We start from the raw sequence: 18,921 nt of genomic DNA, 5'->3' as shown, positions 1-18,921 counted from the left end.
TCTTGTTGACAAAACGATATTGTTATGATATTATACTTCATGCATTGGGGCAAGCGTCACGATGTCAGATTGTGAATAGCAAGCGGGCGTGGCGGAATTGGCAGACGCGCTAGATTTAGGTTCTAGTGTCAATGACGTGCAGGTTCAAGTCCTGTCGCCCGCACTGTTTTCATAATAACTAATGCAGACAAGTGTATTTGCAGTTGTGGCGGAATTGGCATACGCGCATGATTCAGGTTCATGTCCATGTACTTGGGTAGGGGTTCAAGTCCCCTCAACTGCACTCCTTGGCAGGGGCGAGAGGACTGCTTTTCTTTCGAAAAGCAATCCTCTTTTTCTTTGTTTACAGCTTTGTCTTAAAGAAAGCACAAATCTCATCCCATATCTGCTTTTGGAAGAAATGGATATCTGCATGATCTGCATTTTCAATGGAAAGCAGCGTCACATCACAGCCTGCCTTTTCAAGCTCATCGTGAAGTTCTTCTCCCTGTCCAAACGGCACAGTATGATCATTATCTCCATGAATAATTAAAAATGGCGGCGCATCTTTTGTTACAAAGCTGACCGGGCAGCACGCTAATGCTTCTTCTGGATGTCTCATCACATTTTTTCCTAAAAGAAGTGATTCTGGTGCTGCTGCACACTGCTCTGGATCGCTGTACAAAAATCCGCGAAAATCTGTAGGCGGATACCATGGGCATGCAGCCTGTACGGCACTTGAATATTCCAAATTTTCTCCAACATCATAAATCGGATCATCTGCCAGGGCTGCCATACATGTCAAATAGCCGCCTGCCGACTCTCCCATAACGCCTATACGATCTGGATCAATGCAAAAACGTTCTGCATGTGCGCGCAAATATCTAATTCCTGCCTTTACATCCTGCAACGGTGCCGGATACTTTGCCTCGTTGCTTGTGCGATATTCTACCGATGCAACAACAAATCCCTGCTGTGCAAGGTTAGACAAATAAGCCAAATGCGCAGAACGATCCATCTGAATCCATGCTCCTCCGCAGATCCACACAACACATGGATACTTTTTACCAGCATCCTTTGGATAGATGAGATCCATCTTTAAATCTCTCATCGTGTTTCCAAACCAGGCATCCACTTGTGTGAATGTGATTCCTGTTACTACACAAAACTGCGGCTGTCTTTCTTTTACCTGAATTTTTCTTCTCATTGTCATTTTCTCCTCTCTAAAGTCACAAATTTTATCAAGCATTCCGTTTCACAGTTCAGTACAATATCATCATACATGTTTTTTTATTATGTGCAAGCATATTACAAACTCAAGAAAATATTTTTATTCTTTTCGAAAAATAGAAGCCTATAAATATCAGAATTTCTCCCAACATTCACAGGCTATATATTATAATTCGATCTTATTTGCATATTCTCTTAATATATAGTTCAATGTCTCTTCATTTTCATAAATGACATCATCACACTGTTCCAGAATTTCCTTTGATTTTTCGTCACCTTCTTTTTCTTTTAATAGCAGATATACTTCATATGCCTTGTCCAAATTGTTTTTTAACTTTATCGGCAGAATCGTATTCAAAGCTGCCATTTCTTTTTTAAGATCACCTGTATTTTCCATATTATAAAAATATTGGTCATGTCCTCCATTGCCGACCTCACTTTGATACGTCATTAATTCCGCATACGGTGAGTCCGCCTGTCCTTCTTCCCACAACGACCATATCTGATCCAATTTTTGTTGTTCCTTCGTTAATTTGATTTTATTTTTCTTAAAAAGGCTCAACATAATTCACACCTCTTTTCTTCTGATTTTTTGCAACAAAAAAACCTGAGGAGCATCATCTGCTTCTCAGGTATAAAATCGTGAGACACGCGGGATTCGAACCCGCGACACCTTGATTAAAAGTCAAGTGCTCTACCGACTGAGCTAGTATCCCATCCTGGGCTAGTTGGATTCGAACCAACGTAATGCAGGAGTCAAAGTCCTGTGCCTTACCGCTTGGCGATAGCCCAACGTCGCAGGGACTTAACCTGCAAGGGTGGATATAGGGATTCGAACCCTAGGCCTCCAGAGCCACAATCTGGCGCGCTAACCAACTGCGCTATACCCACCATAGTATAAAACAATTTTCCATAAAAAGGATCGGGGTGACAGGATTCGAACCTGCGGCCTCCTGGTCCCAAACCAGGCGCTCTAGCCAAGCTGAGCCACACCCCGATGTTTTGTTGTTGTCTTTCGTGTTCCTCAAGACATTTATTAGTATATAACATCACAAGCGATTTGTCAACAGTTTTTTTTAAATTTTTTCATTTTTTTCTTCAACTGTTCTTTTGTGCCTGTTTTTCGAACAAATCTGGGCTAACATGATACCTTTTAAGTGTTGTTCTATCCTAGTATTTGCGCCATTTCTAGTTTCTTTTTGACAACAGCGCTTCGTTTTAACATGCTTCCAGTTTACACTGGTTTCCACAATGAAAAGCTTGGCGATATGTTCCCAATCTTGTTTGTAACTGTTGCCTGCGGTGCTGTTTCCGGTTTCCACAGCCTTGTTTCTTCTGGTACATCTTCTAAAACCATCTCCAATGAGAAGGATATGTTAAAAGTTGGTTATGGTGTTATGATTCTTGAGAGTTTGCTTGCTGTTTTGGCACTGTGCGTTGCTGGTGCTGCTGCTTCCGCTGACGGCACTGCCGCTACCGGAACTCCGTTCCAGATCTTCTCCGCAGGTGTTGCCGGATTTCTTGAGATGTTTGGTATTCCTGTTCACATTGCTCAGTGTATCATGACGATGTGTGTATCTGCACTTGCACTCAGTACACTTGATTCTGTTGCCCGTATCGGCCGTATGTCCTTCCAGGAACTTGTTCCCTCCGTTAATCATCATGCTTTGTGTTACCTTCACCGCACTTGTTGAGCGTTTCATTGCTCTTGTAAAAGCATATCAGGCTGGAACAGCCGTATTCATGGTTGAAGGACTTCAGTTAATTATCGCAGTTCTTCTGATCATCCTTGGTCTTACAATCGTACTCCATTCCGGAAAGCGTCTTGTAAGCAAGGAAACAAAGAAAGCTTAAAATTTAAGCCAGGGAAAAGTCTGCTAATATATCCAGACTCTTCCTTGGCTTTTTTATGTTAAACTATCACGAATACCATCCTGCGGCAAGTACTTCCACAGTTCCTGTCCAAAAGTCAATTGCAATTGTCACCATATTAAAGTTTCTTCCCTGTCCAGTCCAGTCATTTTTATCTGGTCCTAACTGCAAATAAAGTTTGCTGCCTTGTGCGTGATCTAAGAATGCAAAACCCACATTTTTAATCACACAAGCTGTCTCTTTTTCTCCTGTCAAATAAGAAATCCGCTCTATTGCCACTCCATCTCTAACTGGTGTGGTGCTGATTCCATAGGCATAGCTATCTGATGTACACAATTGTCCCCAATCACAGTCCGCGTCCAGCACCTTCATATTATCACTTGCATCCGATTCACCGATATCGTAGCGCCACAGTGCACCATATGACTGATAAATAAAGTTCCCAGCCGCTTCATAGGAACGCTCGCTTTCCTCATCAAATGCATAGCGTATCTCATGCGCATTAGCAAGCGTCTGTACGTCTGCACATGCCAGATGATCATCTTTTGTTCTCATATATACCTGATTTTCATACACATCAAACGCATATATGTACTGATCAGATTGTGTCAATACAGTTCCATTCCAGTCCAATACCAAAAGACCATCATAATTACCAACATAAATCGCATCCTGCGTCAGAAGCCAATAACCCGGACTGGCACCGCCGCTTATATGCTCATCCATCTTTTTGTATTCAAACAGCCTTCTGTCATCTTCATACATGACATACGTATCCTCATATTGACTATAATCTTCGCTTGCCACACTGTTTTCACATACAAGTCTGTATTCATGATTTTGATACCAGGCGCATATACTTCCTTCATTTGCATAGCTAATACTCTTGTCAAATCCGATATTTCCAAAAATTTCGCCATTTTTCTCATAAAAAGCGCCCATCTGCACGGCCGATGCCTCCGCATCATAAGATGTCAGTTCATCTGATGCATTGTATTTTACAACAGCAGTATCTGCAAAGCTGCTCAGACCAATTCTGTCATTGATCTTTGCTGTGTACATTTCTTTCTCTTGCTTTTGTAGGCTGATCTCTTTTTCTACAACAGACTTGTTATCTGATCCTGTCCCTGCCTGCTGCTCACTGTCCAAAAAACTAATATTTGCAACTTCAACTGCATTCAGGCATCCAGAATCAAAATTTTGAGGCTGAACTGTCCCATTGTACCATGCCATCTGATCAAAATAAGACTGCAGATCTGTACTTGCAAAGCGCCGTCCATGACGCGCATATATCTCATTTTTTGCAATTCGAATATCCTCATTTGACAGCATATAAATATCAGACCACTCAAGCAGTCTCTCTGAACTGTCCTCAAATACCTTATAGTCCAATTTCTGATAATCTGACTGCTGTTCCTGATTTTTCTGTGTTTCCTGTGCCTGCACCGTCATCACGCGCATAGGTGCTGCTCCAATCATAAGTCCAATCGCTGTCACTGTTATCGCTCGATATACCTGAATAGAAAGCTTTGATCGTCTCTTCATATTTTTTCTCCTTTCTACAAAACCACGGTCGTTACTCTATATTCAATATATCGTATTTTTTCTGTTTATGCAAGTAAAATATTAGCTTATCCGTGAACTGTAGCTCTAATGCTCCACGTGAGCGCTTTCGCCATCCTTATGTCCACATCTTTAAAGTGATTTCCCTGATTCCACTCAAGAATTGTATTGATTCCACTATCAGAAATAGTTTCATATACACTGCGTATCGCATGGCCTACTGTTGCCATAACAGGATTTCTTGTTTTTTCTTCACGATCTCCAAGACTGAGATAAACTGCTTTTGCTTTTATATTATTTTCTTTTATATACTCGGTAAACCCCGGAAACCAGACGGATGGAGACGCTGCTGCCACTTTGCTGAAGCGGTCAGTCTTTGTTGCTGCCCACAGAGCAAATAACCCTGCAAGCGAATATCCGCCAATGATGCAGGGCTGTTTCTTTTCTCCTATATATGTAAGAACCTCGCTCAGTGTTTTGGCTGCATTTTCTCCAAAAGATTCGCTTTTGAAAACAGCTGGTGCTTTCCAAGGTGACAAATCCCGATTCCAGTCATCCACTTTACATGCAATAAGGCATAATTCATCCGAAACTGCTTTCTGAATCAGATCAAATTCGTGATCAATCATTTCAATATCATGATCACCAATCATCTGCAAAATAATAAGCGATGCATTCGGATTTCCATATTCAAAAACATCCATAATAATAAAATTCCTAACACTTTATTTTTCTCCATGCTTCACACAGCCGTTCAAGTGACCATGCTGCATTTGCCGGACTTGTTGATGGCAAAACAACAGCTTCCATCCCTGTAAGTGGAAGCTGATATTTTTTATATAATTGCCCTGCCTTGCTGCCGTTTGCATAGATTTGTTTTATATTTGATGCATCAAGTATCTTTCTTAACTCTGTCGGCTCAACATTTTTAATACTGCTGTCACTTGAGCCCTTAATATCGCAGCTTTGAATTACGTCCCATATGGCAATATGATGCCTAAGAAGCAAATGCTTCTTCTCATCTATTGTTTCTGGTATCGGTTCCTGAAACAATGCTGCCAAAACCTTCCAAAAGCGATTTTGCTTATGTCCATAATAAAAATTAGTTTCTCTGGATTTAACTGATGGCAGCGTACCTAGAATTAAGATCTGTGATGCACTGTCAAAAATCGGCTCAAATGAATGCACAATATGTTCGTATTCCATTTTTTCCTTCCATTTTTACAGCTGCTCTTCACTTCTTTCATTATTATAATAGTTATCTAAGAAGGAATATGTCTTTCCATGTGTTTTGTAGCCCGGCATAGTGTCAAGGCTTACTGCATGGATACTGTTGAAAATACTTTTGTCAATCAGTGGATTATCCTTCTTTAACTGGCGAATCAGCATCTTTATCTCCTGACGCTTTGACATTCCGCCTTCATTATTATTTAAAGTATAATTTTCTGTAAAGCGACAGGCACACTGAATAAATTCTAATCCATTGTAATTCATCCATGCAATAATATCTTCCTCATGAATGCAATACATCGGACGTATCAACTCCATGCCCTCAAAATTTGTGCTGTGCAGCTTGGGAATCATTGCCTTTAACTGCGATGCATAAAACATGCCTATCAATGTTGTCTCTATTACATCATCAAAATGATGACCTAGCGCAATTTTATTGCATCCAAGTTCCTTAGCCTTGCTGTACAAATAACCACGGCGCATTCTTGCGCACAAATAACATGGTGACTTATCCACACTATTTGCAACATCAAAAATATTCGTTTCAAAAACCGTAATTGGAACATTAAGTATCTTTGCATTTTCCTCAATCTTTTTACGATTTTTTTCATTATATCCCGGATCCATAACCAGAAAGGTTAATTCAAATGGAACATCGCCATAGCGCTGAAGCAGCTGCATCAGCTTTGCCATCAGCATAGAATCCTTTCCGCCTGATATACAAACTGCAATCTTATCATTTTCCTGAACCAGTTCGTAATTCTTTACTGCCTTAATAAATGGATTCCACAGCTCTTTTCTATATTTCTTCATGATGCTGCGTTCAATATTCTGGCTTGGTTCGAGTAATTTTCCCATACTTTTTGTCATTCCTTTTCTACATAATAAATCTCAATTTTCCCTTATAAGCTATTTACAGCTGCCTCTAGTTGCTCAAATGCCTGCTTTAATACAGAGCGTGGACATGCAACATTAAAGCGTTCAAAGCCCTCTCCGTCAGGTCCAAACATTGCACCGCTGTCCAGCCAAAGATTTGCCTTATTTTCGATCAGATCCTGCCTTTGTGCCTCTGTCAGACCAAACGCACGAAAATCAATCCATAAAAGGTAAGTACCCTCTGGTTCAATCATAGTAAGCTTTGGAAGCCTTGTCTGAATAAATTCACGCACAAATGCAATGTTATCTTTCAGATATTCCTTTAACTGAGTCAGCCATTCTTCACCGTACTCATAAGCTGCCTGACACGCCTCTAAGCCCATCACATTAACCTGACTGTAGCCAGCTGCATCTACTGCCTTTTTAAACTTAAACCTAAGTGTCTCGTTTGGAATAAAGATGTTTGAAACTTGAAGACCAGCTAAGTTAAAAGTTTTACTAGGTGCCGTGCATGTAATGCTTATGTTTGCAAAATCGTCAGATAAAGATGCAAACATCAGATGCTTATTCTCTCCCCATGTAAAGTCGCTGTGAATTTCATCGCTTACTACAATTACTCCATAGCGGATGCAGATTTCTCCAATCTTTTCTAACTCCCATTTTTTCCATACGCGTCCAACTGGGTTATGCGGACTGCACAGTAAAAACAGCTTTACATGATTATCGCGAATCTTCTGTTCAAAATCGTAAAAATCAATTTCATAATGGCCGTCAGTCAGCTTTAGCGGGCTATTTACTATAACACGCTCATTATCTGCAATTACCTCACTAAATGGGTAGTAAACAGGCTGCTGTAATAAAACTGCCTCACCTGGCTTTGTGTAAGCGCGCACTGCCGCTGCAAGTGCAAAGACAACACCTGGTGTCTTGATCAGCCATTCCTTCTGAATTTTCCATGAAAAATGCTTTTCATACCAGCCTAAAAGTGCCTGAAAATACGGCTCCTTAGCATCACTGTAGCCATAAATTCCATGCTCAGTGATTTTTCTAAGACGCTCACTGACCTGTGGCAGTGTTGGAAAATCCATATCAGCTACCCAAAGAGGTAAAATACCTTCGTGTCTGCCACGCTCTTTTGCAAAATCATATTTTAAACAGTCTGTACCTTTGCGGTCTGTAATTTTATCAAAATCGTATTTCAAATTGAAACCTCCACATCTTGTCTGCTCTGTCTTGTCAAATCATCACTTTATATCAGTCTTCTCCATTTAATGCCTGATCAAGATCAGCGATCAAATCATCTACATTTTCGATTCCAACTGAAAAACGTAGGAAGTCTTCGGTGATTCCAAGACGCTCTCTTGTCTCAACTGGAACATCTCCGTGTGTTTGAAGCATAGGATAAGTCATTAATGACTCAACTCCGCCAAGACTCTCTGCGTAGGTAATAAGACGAATACGCTCAAGTACGCGGCGCGCTGTTGCCTCACTGTCGGTGCGAATAGAAATCATGCTTCCAAATCCAGTCGTCTGCTTCTTATTGATTTCATATCCTGGATGATCCTCCAGACCAATGTAGTAAACCTGCTTAATCTTTTTCTGTGTCTGCAGCCACTTTGCTATTGCAAGCGCATTCTCCTGCTGACGCTCCATACGAATTGGCAGTGTCTTTATGCCACGGATTAACAGATAGCTGTCAAACGGAGCCAGGCAGCTTCCAACAGTTTTGTATAAGTAACGGATTTTTGCTGCAAGATCCTCTCTTGAGGTAGATAAAAATCCAGCCAATGTATCGTTATGTCCTCCTAAAAACTTTGTTCCGCTGTGAATAACAAGGTCCGCGCCAAAACGGATTGGCTTCTGAAAATAAGGTGATAAGAAGGTATTGTCTACGATTAAAAGAAGATTGTACTTGTCTGCAAGACTCTTCATCTTTGCAAGGTCGGTGATCTGCATAGTCGGATTGCTTGGTGTCTCTATGTAAAGAGCTTTTGTGTTGCTCTTTATTGCTGCCTCTGTTGCTGCGGCATCTGCTGTATTTACATAAGTAAAGGTCAAGCCACGCTTCTCACCTGTTGTCTGGAACATACGCACAGATCCACCATACAAATCCTCTGAGCACACGATATGGTCTCCAGACTCAAACAGTTCCATGCACAGCACAATTGCTGCCATACCATTTGCACAAGCTACGGTATCTTTTGCTTCCTCAAGAGAAGTCACTATATCCTCTAACTCCGTTCTGGTTGGGTTGCTCTCTCTTGTATAATTAAAGCCCGTTGTCTGTCCAATACCCGGATGATAAAAAGTTGCTGTCTGGTAGATTGGTGTGCATACAGAACCATATGGATGACCTTCCTCATGCTCATTCTCTCTGTGAATACATCGTGTCTCAAATTTATAATCCATTTTCGTAATCTCCTTCTATATCAAAAGTTTAAACCTTTTAGTACTATTTTACTCGTACAATTCCTTTAAATCATACCTTTTTTCTAGGTTATTGTCTATAAGAAAAAAGTAATAAGTCGCTATAGGAATATTCTATAGCGACTTACTACAATAAATACGCATCAAAGATTAAGTAAAATCAAGTCTGCCACAGACGCAAGCAGCAAAAATGCAACACTTATCATCAGAACAACTGTCTTTAAACCAATTACGCTAAAATGCTGTCTCCATCCATTCTTTGCTTCTTTTTTCTCATCTGCATTTTCTTTTTTTCCTTTTGCAAGAAGCATTCCTGCCACCAGAAAAAGACCAGTTGCACCAATCAGCAAAAGACCGTCCTTTACAACTTCAAAGCCGTTTACTATCTGAAAACTGCCAAAGAGAAATCCACATGCAAATAAAATGACAGCTGTGGCTGCTGCGGCTGCAACTCCGATTATAAATGCCTTTAATACATCTAATGCGACCTTCTTTACCATCTCTTTTCTACTCAGTGTCATACGCATTTTCCTGTCTCACATCCATTTGATGGATCGCAAATATGACAGGCAACGAAATGACCTCCGCCAATATCACGAAGCTTTGGCATCTCCTGTCTGCAGATTGGCATTGCGCATTTACATCTTCCCTGGAACTTACATCCTGCCGGGGAATTGATAGGACTTGGCACTTCACCTTCAAGACGAATCTTTTTAGCATCTCTTTCCTGCTCGATCTTTGGATCTGGAATCGGAATTGCTGACAGCAATGCTCGTGTATACGGGTGCTGCGGATTTGCGTACAGCTCCTCAGAAGTGGTCAGCTCAACTAAGGTACCTAAATACAATACTGCAACACGGTCTGAGATATGCTTTACCATGGACAGATCATGGGCAACAAATAAATATGTTAATCCCATGCGCTTTTGCAGGTCAATCAATAAGTTTACGATCTGTGCCTGAATGGAAACATCAAGCGCTGAAATTGGCTCATCAAGTACAAGAAACTCTGGCTCTACTGCAAGCGCGCGTGCAATACCGATACGCTGTCTCTGACCGCCTGAAAACTCATGAACGAAACGATTCGCATGCTCTCTGTTTAAGCCGACAAGCTCCAAATAATGATAGATGCGCTCATTTCTTTCCTTTTTGTTTTTAGCCAAATGATGAATATCAATTCCTTCTCCAATGATCTCAGCAACTGTCATACGCGGATCAAGAGAGCCATACGGATCCTGGAAAACCATCTGAACAGACTTTTTGTAATTCTGTTTTTCCTTTCCAGTCAATTTCTGCGGATCCTTTCCTTTAAACAAAACTTCTCCATCAGTTCTGCTGTACAATCCGATACAGGTTCGTCCACATGTGGTCTTTCCACATCCAGACTCTCCTACCATGCCGAGCGTTTCTCCCTTGTAGATCTCAAAGGAAACATCGTCAACGGCCTTTAAGGTAGCATTTTTGCCTACCTGAAAATATTTCTTTAAGTGGCTCACTGAAAAGAGCACTTCTTTTTCGTTGTTCATATTCAATATTCCTTTCGACATGCTTGAGCTTAGAAACGTCAAGCTTCTCCCGGCATCTCCACCTTTGGTGCTAATGGGTGATGCAGCCAACAGCTCGCCTCATGTCCATCACCAAACTCTGTAACCTCAGGCATCTGCTCTTTACAGATTTCCATGCAGTACTCACATCTTGTACAGAATGGACATCCAACTGGCGGGTTTAACAAATCTGGCGGTGTTCCTGGAATTGATGCAAGTACCTGCTTATTCTCAAGGTCAAGTCTCGGCACAGAACGAATCAATGCCCATGTGTACGGATGTCTCGGACGATAGAAAATATCCTCGCAGTTTCCGCGCTCTACAATCACACCGGAGTACATAACAGCAATCTTCTGCGCAATATTTGCTACAACACCAAGATCATGTGTAATCATGATGACTGATGTGTTATGCTCTCTTTGCAGTTCCTTAATGATATCAAGGATCTGTCCCTGTATGGTTACGTCAAGCGCTGTTGTTGGCTCATCACAAATCAGGATCTTCGGGTCACAGGCAAACGCAATTGCAATCATAACACGCTGTCTCATACCGCCTGAGAACTCATGCGGATACTGACGCACACGCTTTTCCGGCTCAGGAATACCAACTTTTTGAAGCATTCTTACTGCTTCCTTCTTTGCCTCATCCTTTGTCATATGCTTATGTGCCATCAGATTTTCCATGATCTGCTTTCCAACACGCATGGTTGGATTTAATGAAGCAAGTGCATCCTGGAAGATAATTGCAACCTCACCACCCTTATATGCCTGCCACTGCTTCTTATTATAATTAAGTATATTATCACCGTGATATAAAATCTCGCTGCCCTGCTTGATCTCGCCCTGTGGTCCTTTAATAAGACCCATAATGGACTTTGCTGTAACAGATTTTCCACAGCCAGACTCACCTACAATGGCAATTGCCTCTCCTTCTTTCAAATCAAAGGAAACACCACGCACGGATTTTACTTCGCCTGCATAGGTATGGTAGGACACTTTTAAATTTTTCACTTCTAATATCTTATCATTTTTCTGGTCACTCATAGTTTCTCCTTTGTCTTACTGGCGAAGTCTCGGGTCAAGTGCATCACGCAGTCCATCGCCGAGCAGGTTAAATGCCATAACGATTACACATAAAATCACACACGGCCAAATCAGCTGTGTTGGGTAGAAATCAAGTGTCTGCTGTCCCTGTGAAATCAAAACGCCAAGACTGATCTCTGGTGCAGTCAGACCAATTCCAAGGAAACTAAGTCCTGCCTCAGTGAAGATGAATGCCGGAATGGAGGTAGACATATTTAAGATCAAAATTCCAAGCATATTCGGCACATAATGCTTTAAGATAATACGTGATGGCTTTGCACCAAGTACCTCTGCCGCATATACATACTCTGATTCCTTTAACTGCTTAATCATACCACGAACCTGTCTGGCAGTACTGCACCATGCAGTAATACTAAGTGCAACGAGAAGAGCAAACAAATTGTTGCCAAGAACCATCATGATCAAAATGGTGATCAAAAGACTTGGCAGAGAATTGATTACCTCGATGATACGCATCATTACGTCATCGATCCAACCGCCAAAATGTGCCATTGCTGCACCATAAAGTGTTCCTACAATCAGCTTTAATGCTGTTGCCACAAGCGCAATAATGATAGATGCTCTTGCACCCATCCAAACACGCGAGAACAAGTCACGTCCCAGATAATCAGTTCCAAACCAGTACTTTGCGCTCATTCCCTGATTCTTCTCTTTTACATTCTTTGAAACAAAATCGTAGCCTCTAATATATGGTCCAACAATAACCATAATTAAAATCAGTCCAAGCACGACAAGTGATGCCATTGCAACTGGATTTTTCTTCAATCGTCTCCATGCATCCTGCCAGTAAGAAATAGTTGGGCGGTCAATACGCTCTGCTTCTTCTTTTGTATAGCCAACCCTTTTAAATTTATCAGCTGTAAGCATATGTTTCCTCCCTTATTTACTTCTTTTGCCTGGCATCTGGATTCTCGGATCGACAAATACATATAAGATATCCGTAATAAAGATGACAGCGATATACAGAATTGACAGCAACACTGTTTCACCAAGTACAATTGACAAATCCTGATTATTTACGGCAGTTACATAATACTGTCCGATTCCCGGAATTGAGAAAATACTCTCAATAAAGAAGGAACCTGTAATACACATAGCAACAGACATTGGCAGCTGCGTCATAACTGGAATAAAAGAGTTACGCAGGATATGCTTACGAATGATTGCAGATTTGCTTAAGCCCTTTGACTCTGCTGTCAGTACGTAATCCTGATTTACAACATCCAGCATAGAGGTCTTTAAGAGTCTCGTGTAAGTTGCAATATAGGAGAAACATCCTGTCAGAGTTGGAAGAACAGTATACTTCCATCCTCCAAACCACAAATCCTTTCCCTCTGGCCATCCGATTGTCGGAAACCATCGAAGATTACCTGCAAAAACCTTCTGCAAAAGCAGTCCAAATATCAAATGCGGCACTGAAATAAGCAATACCGACAAGCCTACAATCAAGTAATCGATGAAGGTTCCTCGCTTCATCGCCGCCACAATTCCAAGCAATAAACCAAGTGTTACACCAAGTAACATCTGCTGAATACCAAGTCTTGCAGATACTGGAAGCTTTGTCTTTAACAAGCCTGTTACTGTCTGTCCGGCATATACGAATGATTCACCAAAATCACCCTTACACATTTTCTTCATTGTTATTAAATAACGTTCCATTACCGGCTTATCCAGTCCGTAGCGCTGGTACAAAGCAGCTCTCGTCTGTTCCGGCAAATGGTCTGCCCTCTGGGTTAACGGATCTCCTGGAACCGCCTCCAGCAGGAAAAAGGTAGCTGTTGCAATCAAAAAGACTGTCAAAATCAGCTCAGCAAAACGCCTGATTAAATATCTACCCATAGCCTTATCTCCTGTTCTTTTTTATTATCATTACGAAAAGGAAGGGACCCGAACAACGAGCCCCTCCAAACTTTTGGGTTTACTTTTGTAAAACCGTAATTTTAAGCATTACCTTCTACTAATTGCGCTCTATTACTGATTTTTTCCATCGATGTAAGTCCAGATAAACTCAGCACTTGCACCAAAAGAGGAAGTACGATAATCCTTAACCCAGTTCTGAAGCAGAACCTGCTTTGTAGCATAGTAGATTGGTGCAAATGCACAATCATCTAATAAAAGAATCTGCTCCATCTGCTTATAGATATCAAGACGCTTATCCATATCAGTCTCACCAACAAGCTGATCTGCTAATGCATCATAATCAGTGTTGCTGTATCCACCAAAGGACATACCGTAAGCATCAGTATAGTTAGTATATAAGAAGTCAAGCGGATCATTGTAATCTGAATACCAGCCGCCAAGGAAGAAGTCATAATTTCCTTCATTTCTGTCTGCGATGAACAGGGAATTATCACCAGCTACACTTAACTCAACAGTAAGTCCAAGTGTCTCTTCCAGAGACTGCTGAATGTACTCTCTCTCTGCCTGTACCTCAGTTGTGGAACCACTTGTCAGATAAGTCAGTGTGATATCTTCGATTGGAGTCTCTACGCCTAACTCATCAAGACCTTCCTGGAACAAAGCAACGATCTTATCTGGATCACCAACATACTCATTGTACTCATCCTCAATGACCTCGCCTACCTGAGAACGATAAGAAGAACCATTGAATGTGATAGCCGGTGCTACATAGCTGTATGCCGGATTGTATCTTCCATAAACAGCATCGATCATCTCTTCACGGTCAATACTGTAGGAGATTGCCTTGCGAATCTTTACATTGCTCATCAATCCGGATGTACCACCGTTAATAAAGTTGAAACGAAGTCCAATTGTTCCCGGATAATCTGTTACCATGTACTGATACTTGCCTTCTTCTGCTTCCTTTTCAAACTTAATTGCATAGTCACCAGTTGGCTGATACTGATCTAACTCACCATTCTCAAACATGGTAGCTGCTGTAGACTCCTGTGCTACAATGTACCAGTTGATTGTATCAAGATGTACATTCTCTGCATCCCAGTACTCAGCGTTCTTTGTCCATACCATCTTATTGTCTACAACCATATCAGTCATGCAGAATGGTCCGTTATATACGCAAAGTGTCCAATCCTTACCCCAGTTATCGCCAGCTGCCTCAGCCAGATCCTCACGTGTCGGATACAGAGGAGTTGCTACTAACTTAGACTCGAATGTCGGGTCTGCTACCTTTAATGTAACTTCGAAGGTATAATCATCAACTGCTACTGCCATAACGTCATCAGCAGAACCTTCGCCAGAGTTGTACTCTTCTGCTCCTACTACATTATAGATGAAGGATGCATAGTCATATGCATAATCTGGGTTTAACAGACGCTTCCAGCCATACTCATAATCATGAGCAGTAACCGGAACACCATCAGACCACTTTGCATCCTCTCTTAAATGATAGGTGTAAACAGTTCCATCATCAGAAATATCAACGCTCTCTGCTCCTGCTAAGATGAACTCATCTCCATTCTCGTCTGCTACATCACGGTATAATCCCTCATAGCAAGCTGCCATCATCCATCTCCAGCCCATGTCCTGAACATCGTAGTTGTTTCCGAAAGCAGTTGTTCTTACATTGATTACCTGCTCATCAGTCAGCTCTTTAGCTGCCTCATCTGCAAATACGGATGGTGCAAATGTTCCAACAGTCATAACGCCTGCCAGTAATGCTGCACACATTTTCTGTATTTTTCTCATTTTTCTCCTCCTTGAATGTAGTGAAGTATGCTAGCCATTATACCTCTTTTTTCAAAAAATGTCCAATGGTTTTTATGCAATTTTCAGGATTCCTAAAGCATTTGCTATTCTCATTTTTCGTCCTGTTTTGTGCTTGCGTTACACCCCCCCCCGCATTTAAATCTTCCTGCAGTGTGTCCTGAATATCAACTAAACACTCTAACAGAAGTGGATTAAAGGTTCCGCACTCACCTGCAAGAATCATTTCCATAGCTTTCTCATGGGAATATGCTTTTTTATAAACACGATCACTCACAAGTGCATCATAAACATCAGCAAGTGCAACCACCTGCGCACTGATAGGAATATCGTCACCCTTTAAACCGTCTGGATAGCCCTTTCCGTCATAGCGCTCATGATGCCAACGGCAAATCTGATAGGCCATCTTTACAAGCGGCTCGTTTTTATAGACCTCCATATCTTCAAGCATTCGCGCACCGATCAATGTATGCGTTTTTATGATCTCAAATTCGTCTTTTGTAAGTTTTCCTGGTTTATTTAAAATCTTATCATCAATACCAATCTTTCCAATATCATGCAAAGCAGACGCTGTTGTAATTAAATATCGGTCAGAATAGCTTAAGTGATAGCGATCTGTCTTTTGAACGAGACATTCAAGAATCTTTTCTGTCAGTCGATTTATATGAAGCACATGCATGCCGCTCTCGCCATTTCTAAACTCCACAATATGGCTAAGAATCGTGATCATCATGCGGTTGTTTTTTTCTTTCTCATAAATCTGATCACCGATAAGTGTAGATAATCTGCGCTGCTTTGCATATAGCTTGATCGTATTAAACACGCGCTGGTAAACAACCTTTGCATCAAATGGACGACTGATATAATCTGATACGCCAAGCTCATATGCACGACGCACATACACATCGGAGTCCTCACTTGAAATCATAATGACAGGGATATCCTCGATTAAATGCTTACGTTCCATAACATTAAGCACTTCAAATCCATCCATCTTTGGCATAACAATATCCAAAAGAATAGCAGAAATACCCGTTCCATACTGATCTAACAGCTGCAGACATTCCTCACCGTTTTCAGCCTCTAAAATTCTAAAATCATTACCGAGCATATCAGAAAGAATCTCTCTGTTCATTTCTGAATCGTCTACGACAAGAATTTGCTGACGCACTTTTTCTTTTTTTACCAGATCAGTATTTCCATTGGCGTCCACAATTCCTTTTTCCGTTACTACTGTATTTTTTTGATTTTTTGCCTGATACATCAGACGATCTGCCTTTTCCACTACCTTTTCAAGCATCTCATTGTTGCAGAACAAACCTCCAACACTGACAGACAGATGTATCGTTGAATAGCCTGGAACATCTGCTGCAAATACGCGCTCCCTAATTTCTCGAAGCTTCTTGACAAACGTATCCTCATCAATTCCTGGAATCAGAAGTAAAAACTCATCGCCTCCATAACGCACTATGCTGTCTGTACTTCTAACACAGCTTCTAATCTGTTTTACAACTGTCTTAAGAACGGCATCGCCTGCCGAATGACCAAAAGTATCATTATAAATCTTAAAATCATCAAGGTCAATCATTGCAACGCCCTGTATATTAACGGATGTCTTTAATTCTTCCTCGTAATAACGTCTGTTATATGCACCTGTTAAAACATCACGATAAATTCTGTCATCAAGACCAAATATCTGATTTACAAGCTTATCACTCTCACTTTTATCAATCAGTGTCTCTAAATCTAACTTTTTAAGCATTTCAATTACATATGGAACACCATCAATTTCCACATATTTTGAAAACACCTGATAAAGCACAGAATCTAAAAATTCAAGCTTTGTCTTTTCTGCCTTATCACGAAAGGCAATCGCTGAAATACAATTCTCACAAGGCTTGTTTTTTCCCCAGAAACAATAACAGGAACAGTCAGTTTTTGATGAAGGCTTTCCTGATGCCAAACACTGAATCTTATTTGCATCCACAAGACGAACAATTGTAAATACTTTTCTTAACTGTTCCATCTCTTTTTCTGCTTCTTCTGCTGTCAGCTGATATTCTGCTTCCATACCTGTTTCCTCCGCTGTGTATCATTTCTGGTACATATTTTTTCTTATTGCACTATTAACTTGATTCTACCATAAAATATTTATTTTGGCTACAAAAAAGTGCAGCACCTTTTAGACGCTGCACTTTTGATTAATAATTTTGTCGATTATTATGGTCTCTGACCCATACCACCCTCAAGTGTAAGAGTCTCACCATTCATATACTTGAAATCTGGGGATGCTAACTGTACGCAAACACGGCCGATTTCAAGCTCTGCATCACCAAAATGACCTGCCGGCGGCATCTTTACATTTGCCTTAAATGCGTCTGGATATGCCTTCTCAAACTGCTCTAACTGTGCAGTCCATGCAAGCGGGCAGATTACATTTACATTGATTCCATCCTTTGCCCACTCTGTAGCTGCTACACGAGATAAGCCACGGATACCTTCTTTTGCTGCTGCGTATGCGCACTGTCCATAATTTCCAAACAGACCTGCACCTGATGCAAAATTGATTACAGAGCCCTTAGACTTTGCCAGATATGGGTAGCAAGCCTTCATGTAGTAAAATGCTGCATACAGACCAGAGTACATAGCAAGATTGAACTGCTCAGTTGTATGATCTGCAATAGAAACACCTGATGCAGATGCCTGTGCATTGTTAATCAACACATCAATACCGCCAAACTCCTTTACAGTTTCCTCTACAACCTTATTTACAACAGCCTCATTGTCTGCTCCTGCATTAACGTCTGCCTGCATGATCAGAACCTTGATGCCGTAAAGACGCTCTAATTCTTCCTTCGCGTCCTCAAGCTTCTTTACATTACGTCCTGTAATTACAAGATTTGCTCCCTCTTTTGCATAAGCAGTTGCAATTCCGTATCCGATGGAACCGCATCTTCCATCACTTAAAACAGCGCGTCCTGCTCCTGTAATGATGGCTGTCTTACCTGTTAAAAATCCCATTGGTTCTCCCTTCTTGTCTGTGTTTTGTTTGACTTTTGTCTGCACAGAACCTGTATATCAGTATCTTATCATATTCAAACAGTAATCACAAGACTATTTTTTCAACCACTTCTGCAGCACATGACACACAAGTTCCATATCGACTGGCTTTGTGACAAAAGTCGTGCGGGAAAGCCAAGAAACTTTTTGCAATTATCGGACAATGATGTCGAATTTTGTCGAAATGTTGTGCAGGCAACTGCTCGTTTTGTGCTTGTGTCCTTGTGTGTTGTATGATATACTGTTTATATCAACAAAGAACATATATTCATATTCGCAGTTAAAGGAGGGCACATATGCATACGGTACAGCTTCTGTTAAAAACATCTAAATACGAACGCCATGAAATCGATC

At 41.1% G+C, this 18,921-nt stretch carries 16 protein-coding genes, 6 tRNA genes and 1 pseudogene; 3 read left to right on the top strand and 20 right to left on the bottom strand.

Annotation, left to right across the window (positions count from 1 at the left end):
• Positions 1 to 82: 82 nt before the first annotated feature.
• Together LKD48_RS13520 and LKD48_RS13515 are read left to right on the top strand one after the other, a co-directional pair.
• Positions 83 to 163: transfer RNA gene (locus tag LKD48_RS13520), tRNA-Leu, on the top strand.
• 36 nt (positions 164 to 199) lie between these two features.
• Positions 200 to 283: transfer RNA gene (locus tag LKD48_RS13515), tRNA-Leu, on the top strand.
• Between the two features lie 60 nt (positions 284 to 343).
• Here the strand turns inward: LKD48_RS13515 and LKD48_RS13510 are convergent.
• The 6 genes from LKD48_RS13510 to LKD48_RS13485 form a co-directional block, all read right to left on the bottom strand.
• A complete protein-coding gene (locus LKD48_RS13510) occupies positions 344 to 1,186 on the bottom strand; it encodes an alpha/beta hydrolase fold domain-containing protein (RefSeq protein ID WP_308732277.1) in 843 nt (280 codons plus the stop codon).
• Between the two features lie 189 nt (positions 1,187 to 1,375).
• Positions 1,376 to 1,720, bottom strand: coding sequence for a DMP19 family protein (locus LKD48_RS13505; protein WP_227101989.1), 345 nt, complete (start codon positions 1,718 to 1,720; stop codon positions 1,376 to 1,378).
• Positions 1,721 to 1,852: 132 nt separating this feature from the next.
• Positions 1,853 to 1,925 (bottom strand) — tRNA-Lys (locus LKD48_RS13500).
• A 3-nt stretch (positions 1,926 to 1,928) separates the two neighbouring features.
• Positions 1,929 to 2,001: transfer RNA gene (locus tag LKD48_RS13495), tRNA-Gln, on the bottom strand.
• Positions 2,002 to 2,026: 25 nt separating this feature from the next.
• Positions 2,027 to 2,100: transfer RNA gene (locus tag LKD48_RS13490), tRNA-His, on the bottom strand.
• A gap of 31 nt (positions 2,101 to 2,131) precedes the next feature.
• A tRNA-Pro gene (locus LKD48_RS13485) sits at positions 2,132 to 2,206 on the bottom strand.
• 229 nt (positions 2,207 to 2,435) lie between these two features.
• On the opposite strand from LKD48_RS13485, the pseudogene LKD48_RS13480 reads away from it, so the two are divergent.
• Positions 2,436 to 3,063, top strand: a pseudogene (locus LKD48_RS13480) (carbon starvation CstA family protein); the annotation flags it as partial.
• Positions 3,064 to 3,129: 66 nt separating this feature from the next.
• Here LKD48_RS13480 and LKD48_RS13475 read toward each other — a convergent pair.
• The 14 genes from LKD48_RS13475 to LKD48_RS13410 form a co-directional block, all read right to left on the bottom strand.
• The gene (locus LKD48_RS13475; protein ID WP_308732276.1) at positions 3,130 to 4,626 is read right to left on the bottom strand and encodes a YARHG domain-containing protein; all 1,497 of its coding nucleotides are present in this window, start codon (positions 4,624 to 4,626) and stop codon (positions 3,130 to 3,132) included.
• Positions 4,627 to 4,712: 86 nt separating this feature from the next.
• Positions 4,713 to 5,348 carry an alpha/beta hydrolase-fold protein gene (locus LKD48_RS13470; RefSeq protein WP_227101987.1) on the bottom strand — a complete coding sequence of 212 codons (636 nt, stop codon included), beginning with the start codon at positions 5,346 to 5,348 and terminating at the stop codon, positions 4,713 to 4,715.
• Between the two features lie 13 nt (positions 5,349 to 5,361).
• Positions 5,362 to 5,850, bottom strand: coding sequence for a DNA-deoxyinosine glycosylase (locus LKD48_RS13465; RefSeq protein WP_262536527.1), 489 nt, complete (start codon positions 5,848 to 5,850; stop codon positions 5,362 to 5,364).
• Between the two features lie 15 nt (positions 5,851 to 5,865).
• Entirely contained in the window at positions 5,866 to 6,732 is an 867-nt protein-coding gene (locus tag LKD48_RS13460) for a tRNA 2-thiocytidine biosynthesis TtcA family protein (protein WP_308732275.1), read from the bottom strand.
• 44 nt (positions 6,733 to 6,776) lie between these two features.
• Complete coding sequence (locus LKD48_RS13455; protein ID WP_308732274.1) at positions 6,777 to 7,952, bottom strand: MalY/PatB family protein; 1,176 nt, start codon at positions 7,950 to 7,952, stop codon at positions 6,777 to 6,779.
• Between the two features lie 52 nt (positions 7,953 to 8,004).
• Positions 8,005 to 9,159, bottom strand: a complete 1,155-nt coding sequence (locus LKD48_RS13450; RefSeq protein ID WP_308732273.1) for a trans-sulfuration enzyme family protein — start codon at positions 9,157 to 9,159, stop codon at positions 8,005 to 8,007.
• Positions 9,160 to 9,320: 161 nt separating this feature from the next.
• Entirely contained in the window at positions 9,321 to 9,698 is a 378-nt protein-coding gene (locus LKD48_RS13445) for a hypothetical protein (RefSeq protein WP_308732272.1), read from the bottom strand.
• The gene (locus LKD48_RS13440) at positions 9,695 to 10,702 is read right to left on the bottom strand and encodes an ABC transporter ATP-binding protein (protein ID WP_156500791.1); all 1,008 of its coding nucleotides are present in this window, start codon (positions 10,700 to 10,702) and stop codon (positions 9,695 to 9,697) included. Before LKD48_RS13440 ends, LKD48_RS13445 begins: the two co-directional genes overlap by 4 nt.
• 38 nt (positions 10,703 to 10,740) lie before the next feature.
• On the bottom strand, positions 10,741 to 11,763 hold the full coding sequence (locus LKD48_RS13435; protein ID WP_227101982.1) for an ABC transporter ATP-binding protein: 1,023 nt from the start codon (positions 11,761 to 11,763) through the stop codon (positions 10,741 to 10,743).
• 15 nt (positions 11,764 to 11,778) lie between these two features.
• The gene (locus tag LKD48_RS13430) at positions 11,779 to 12,690 is read right to left on the bottom strand and encodes an ABC transporter permease (protein ID WP_118612362.1); all 912 of its coding nucleotides are present in this window, start codon (positions 12,688 to 12,690) and stop codon (positions 11,779 to 11,781) included.
• A 12-nt stretch (positions 12,691 to 12,702) separates the two neighbouring features.
• The gene (locus tag LKD48_RS13425; protein WP_308732271.1) at positions 12,703 to 13,662 is read right to left on the bottom strand and encodes an ABC transporter permease; all 960 of its coding nucleotides are present in this window, start codon (positions 13,660 to 13,662) and stop codon (positions 12,703 to 12,705) included.
• 132 nt (positions 13,663 to 13,794) lie between these two features.
• Complete coding sequence (locus tag LKD48_RS13420; RefSeq protein WP_066559411.1) at positions 13,795 to 15,489, bottom strand: peptide ABC transporter substrate-binding protein; 1,695 nt, start codon at positions 15,487 to 15,489, stop codon at positions 13,795 to 13,797.
• Between the two features lie 37 nt (positions 15,490 to 15,526).
• The gene (locus tag LKD48_RS13415; protein WP_308732270.1) at positions 15,527 to 17,578 is read right to left on the bottom strand and encodes a diguanylate cyclase; all 2,052 of its coding nucleotides are present in this window, start codon (positions 17,576 to 17,578) and stop codon (positions 15,527 to 15,529) included.
• Between the two features lie 149 nt (positions 17,579 to 17,727).
• Positions 17,728 to 18,528 (bottom strand): SDR family NAD(P)-dependent oxidoreductase, encoded by an 801-nt coding sequence (locus LKD48_RS13410; RefSeq protein WP_262536518.1) that lies wholly within the window; start codon positions 18,526 to 18,528, stop codon positions 17,728 to 17,730.
• Between the last annotated feature and the right edge of the window lie 393 nt (positions 18,529 to 18,921).

The sequence above is a fragment of the Anthropogastromicrobium aceti genome (assembly GCF_020687335.1).
Classification (GTDB): Bacteria; Bacillota; Clostridia; order Lachnospirales; family Lachnospiraceae; genus Anthropogastromicrobium; species Anthropogastromicrobium aceti.
Note: the sequence above shows the minus strand (reverse complement) of the source record. Positions and strands in the feature narration are given on the sequence as shown.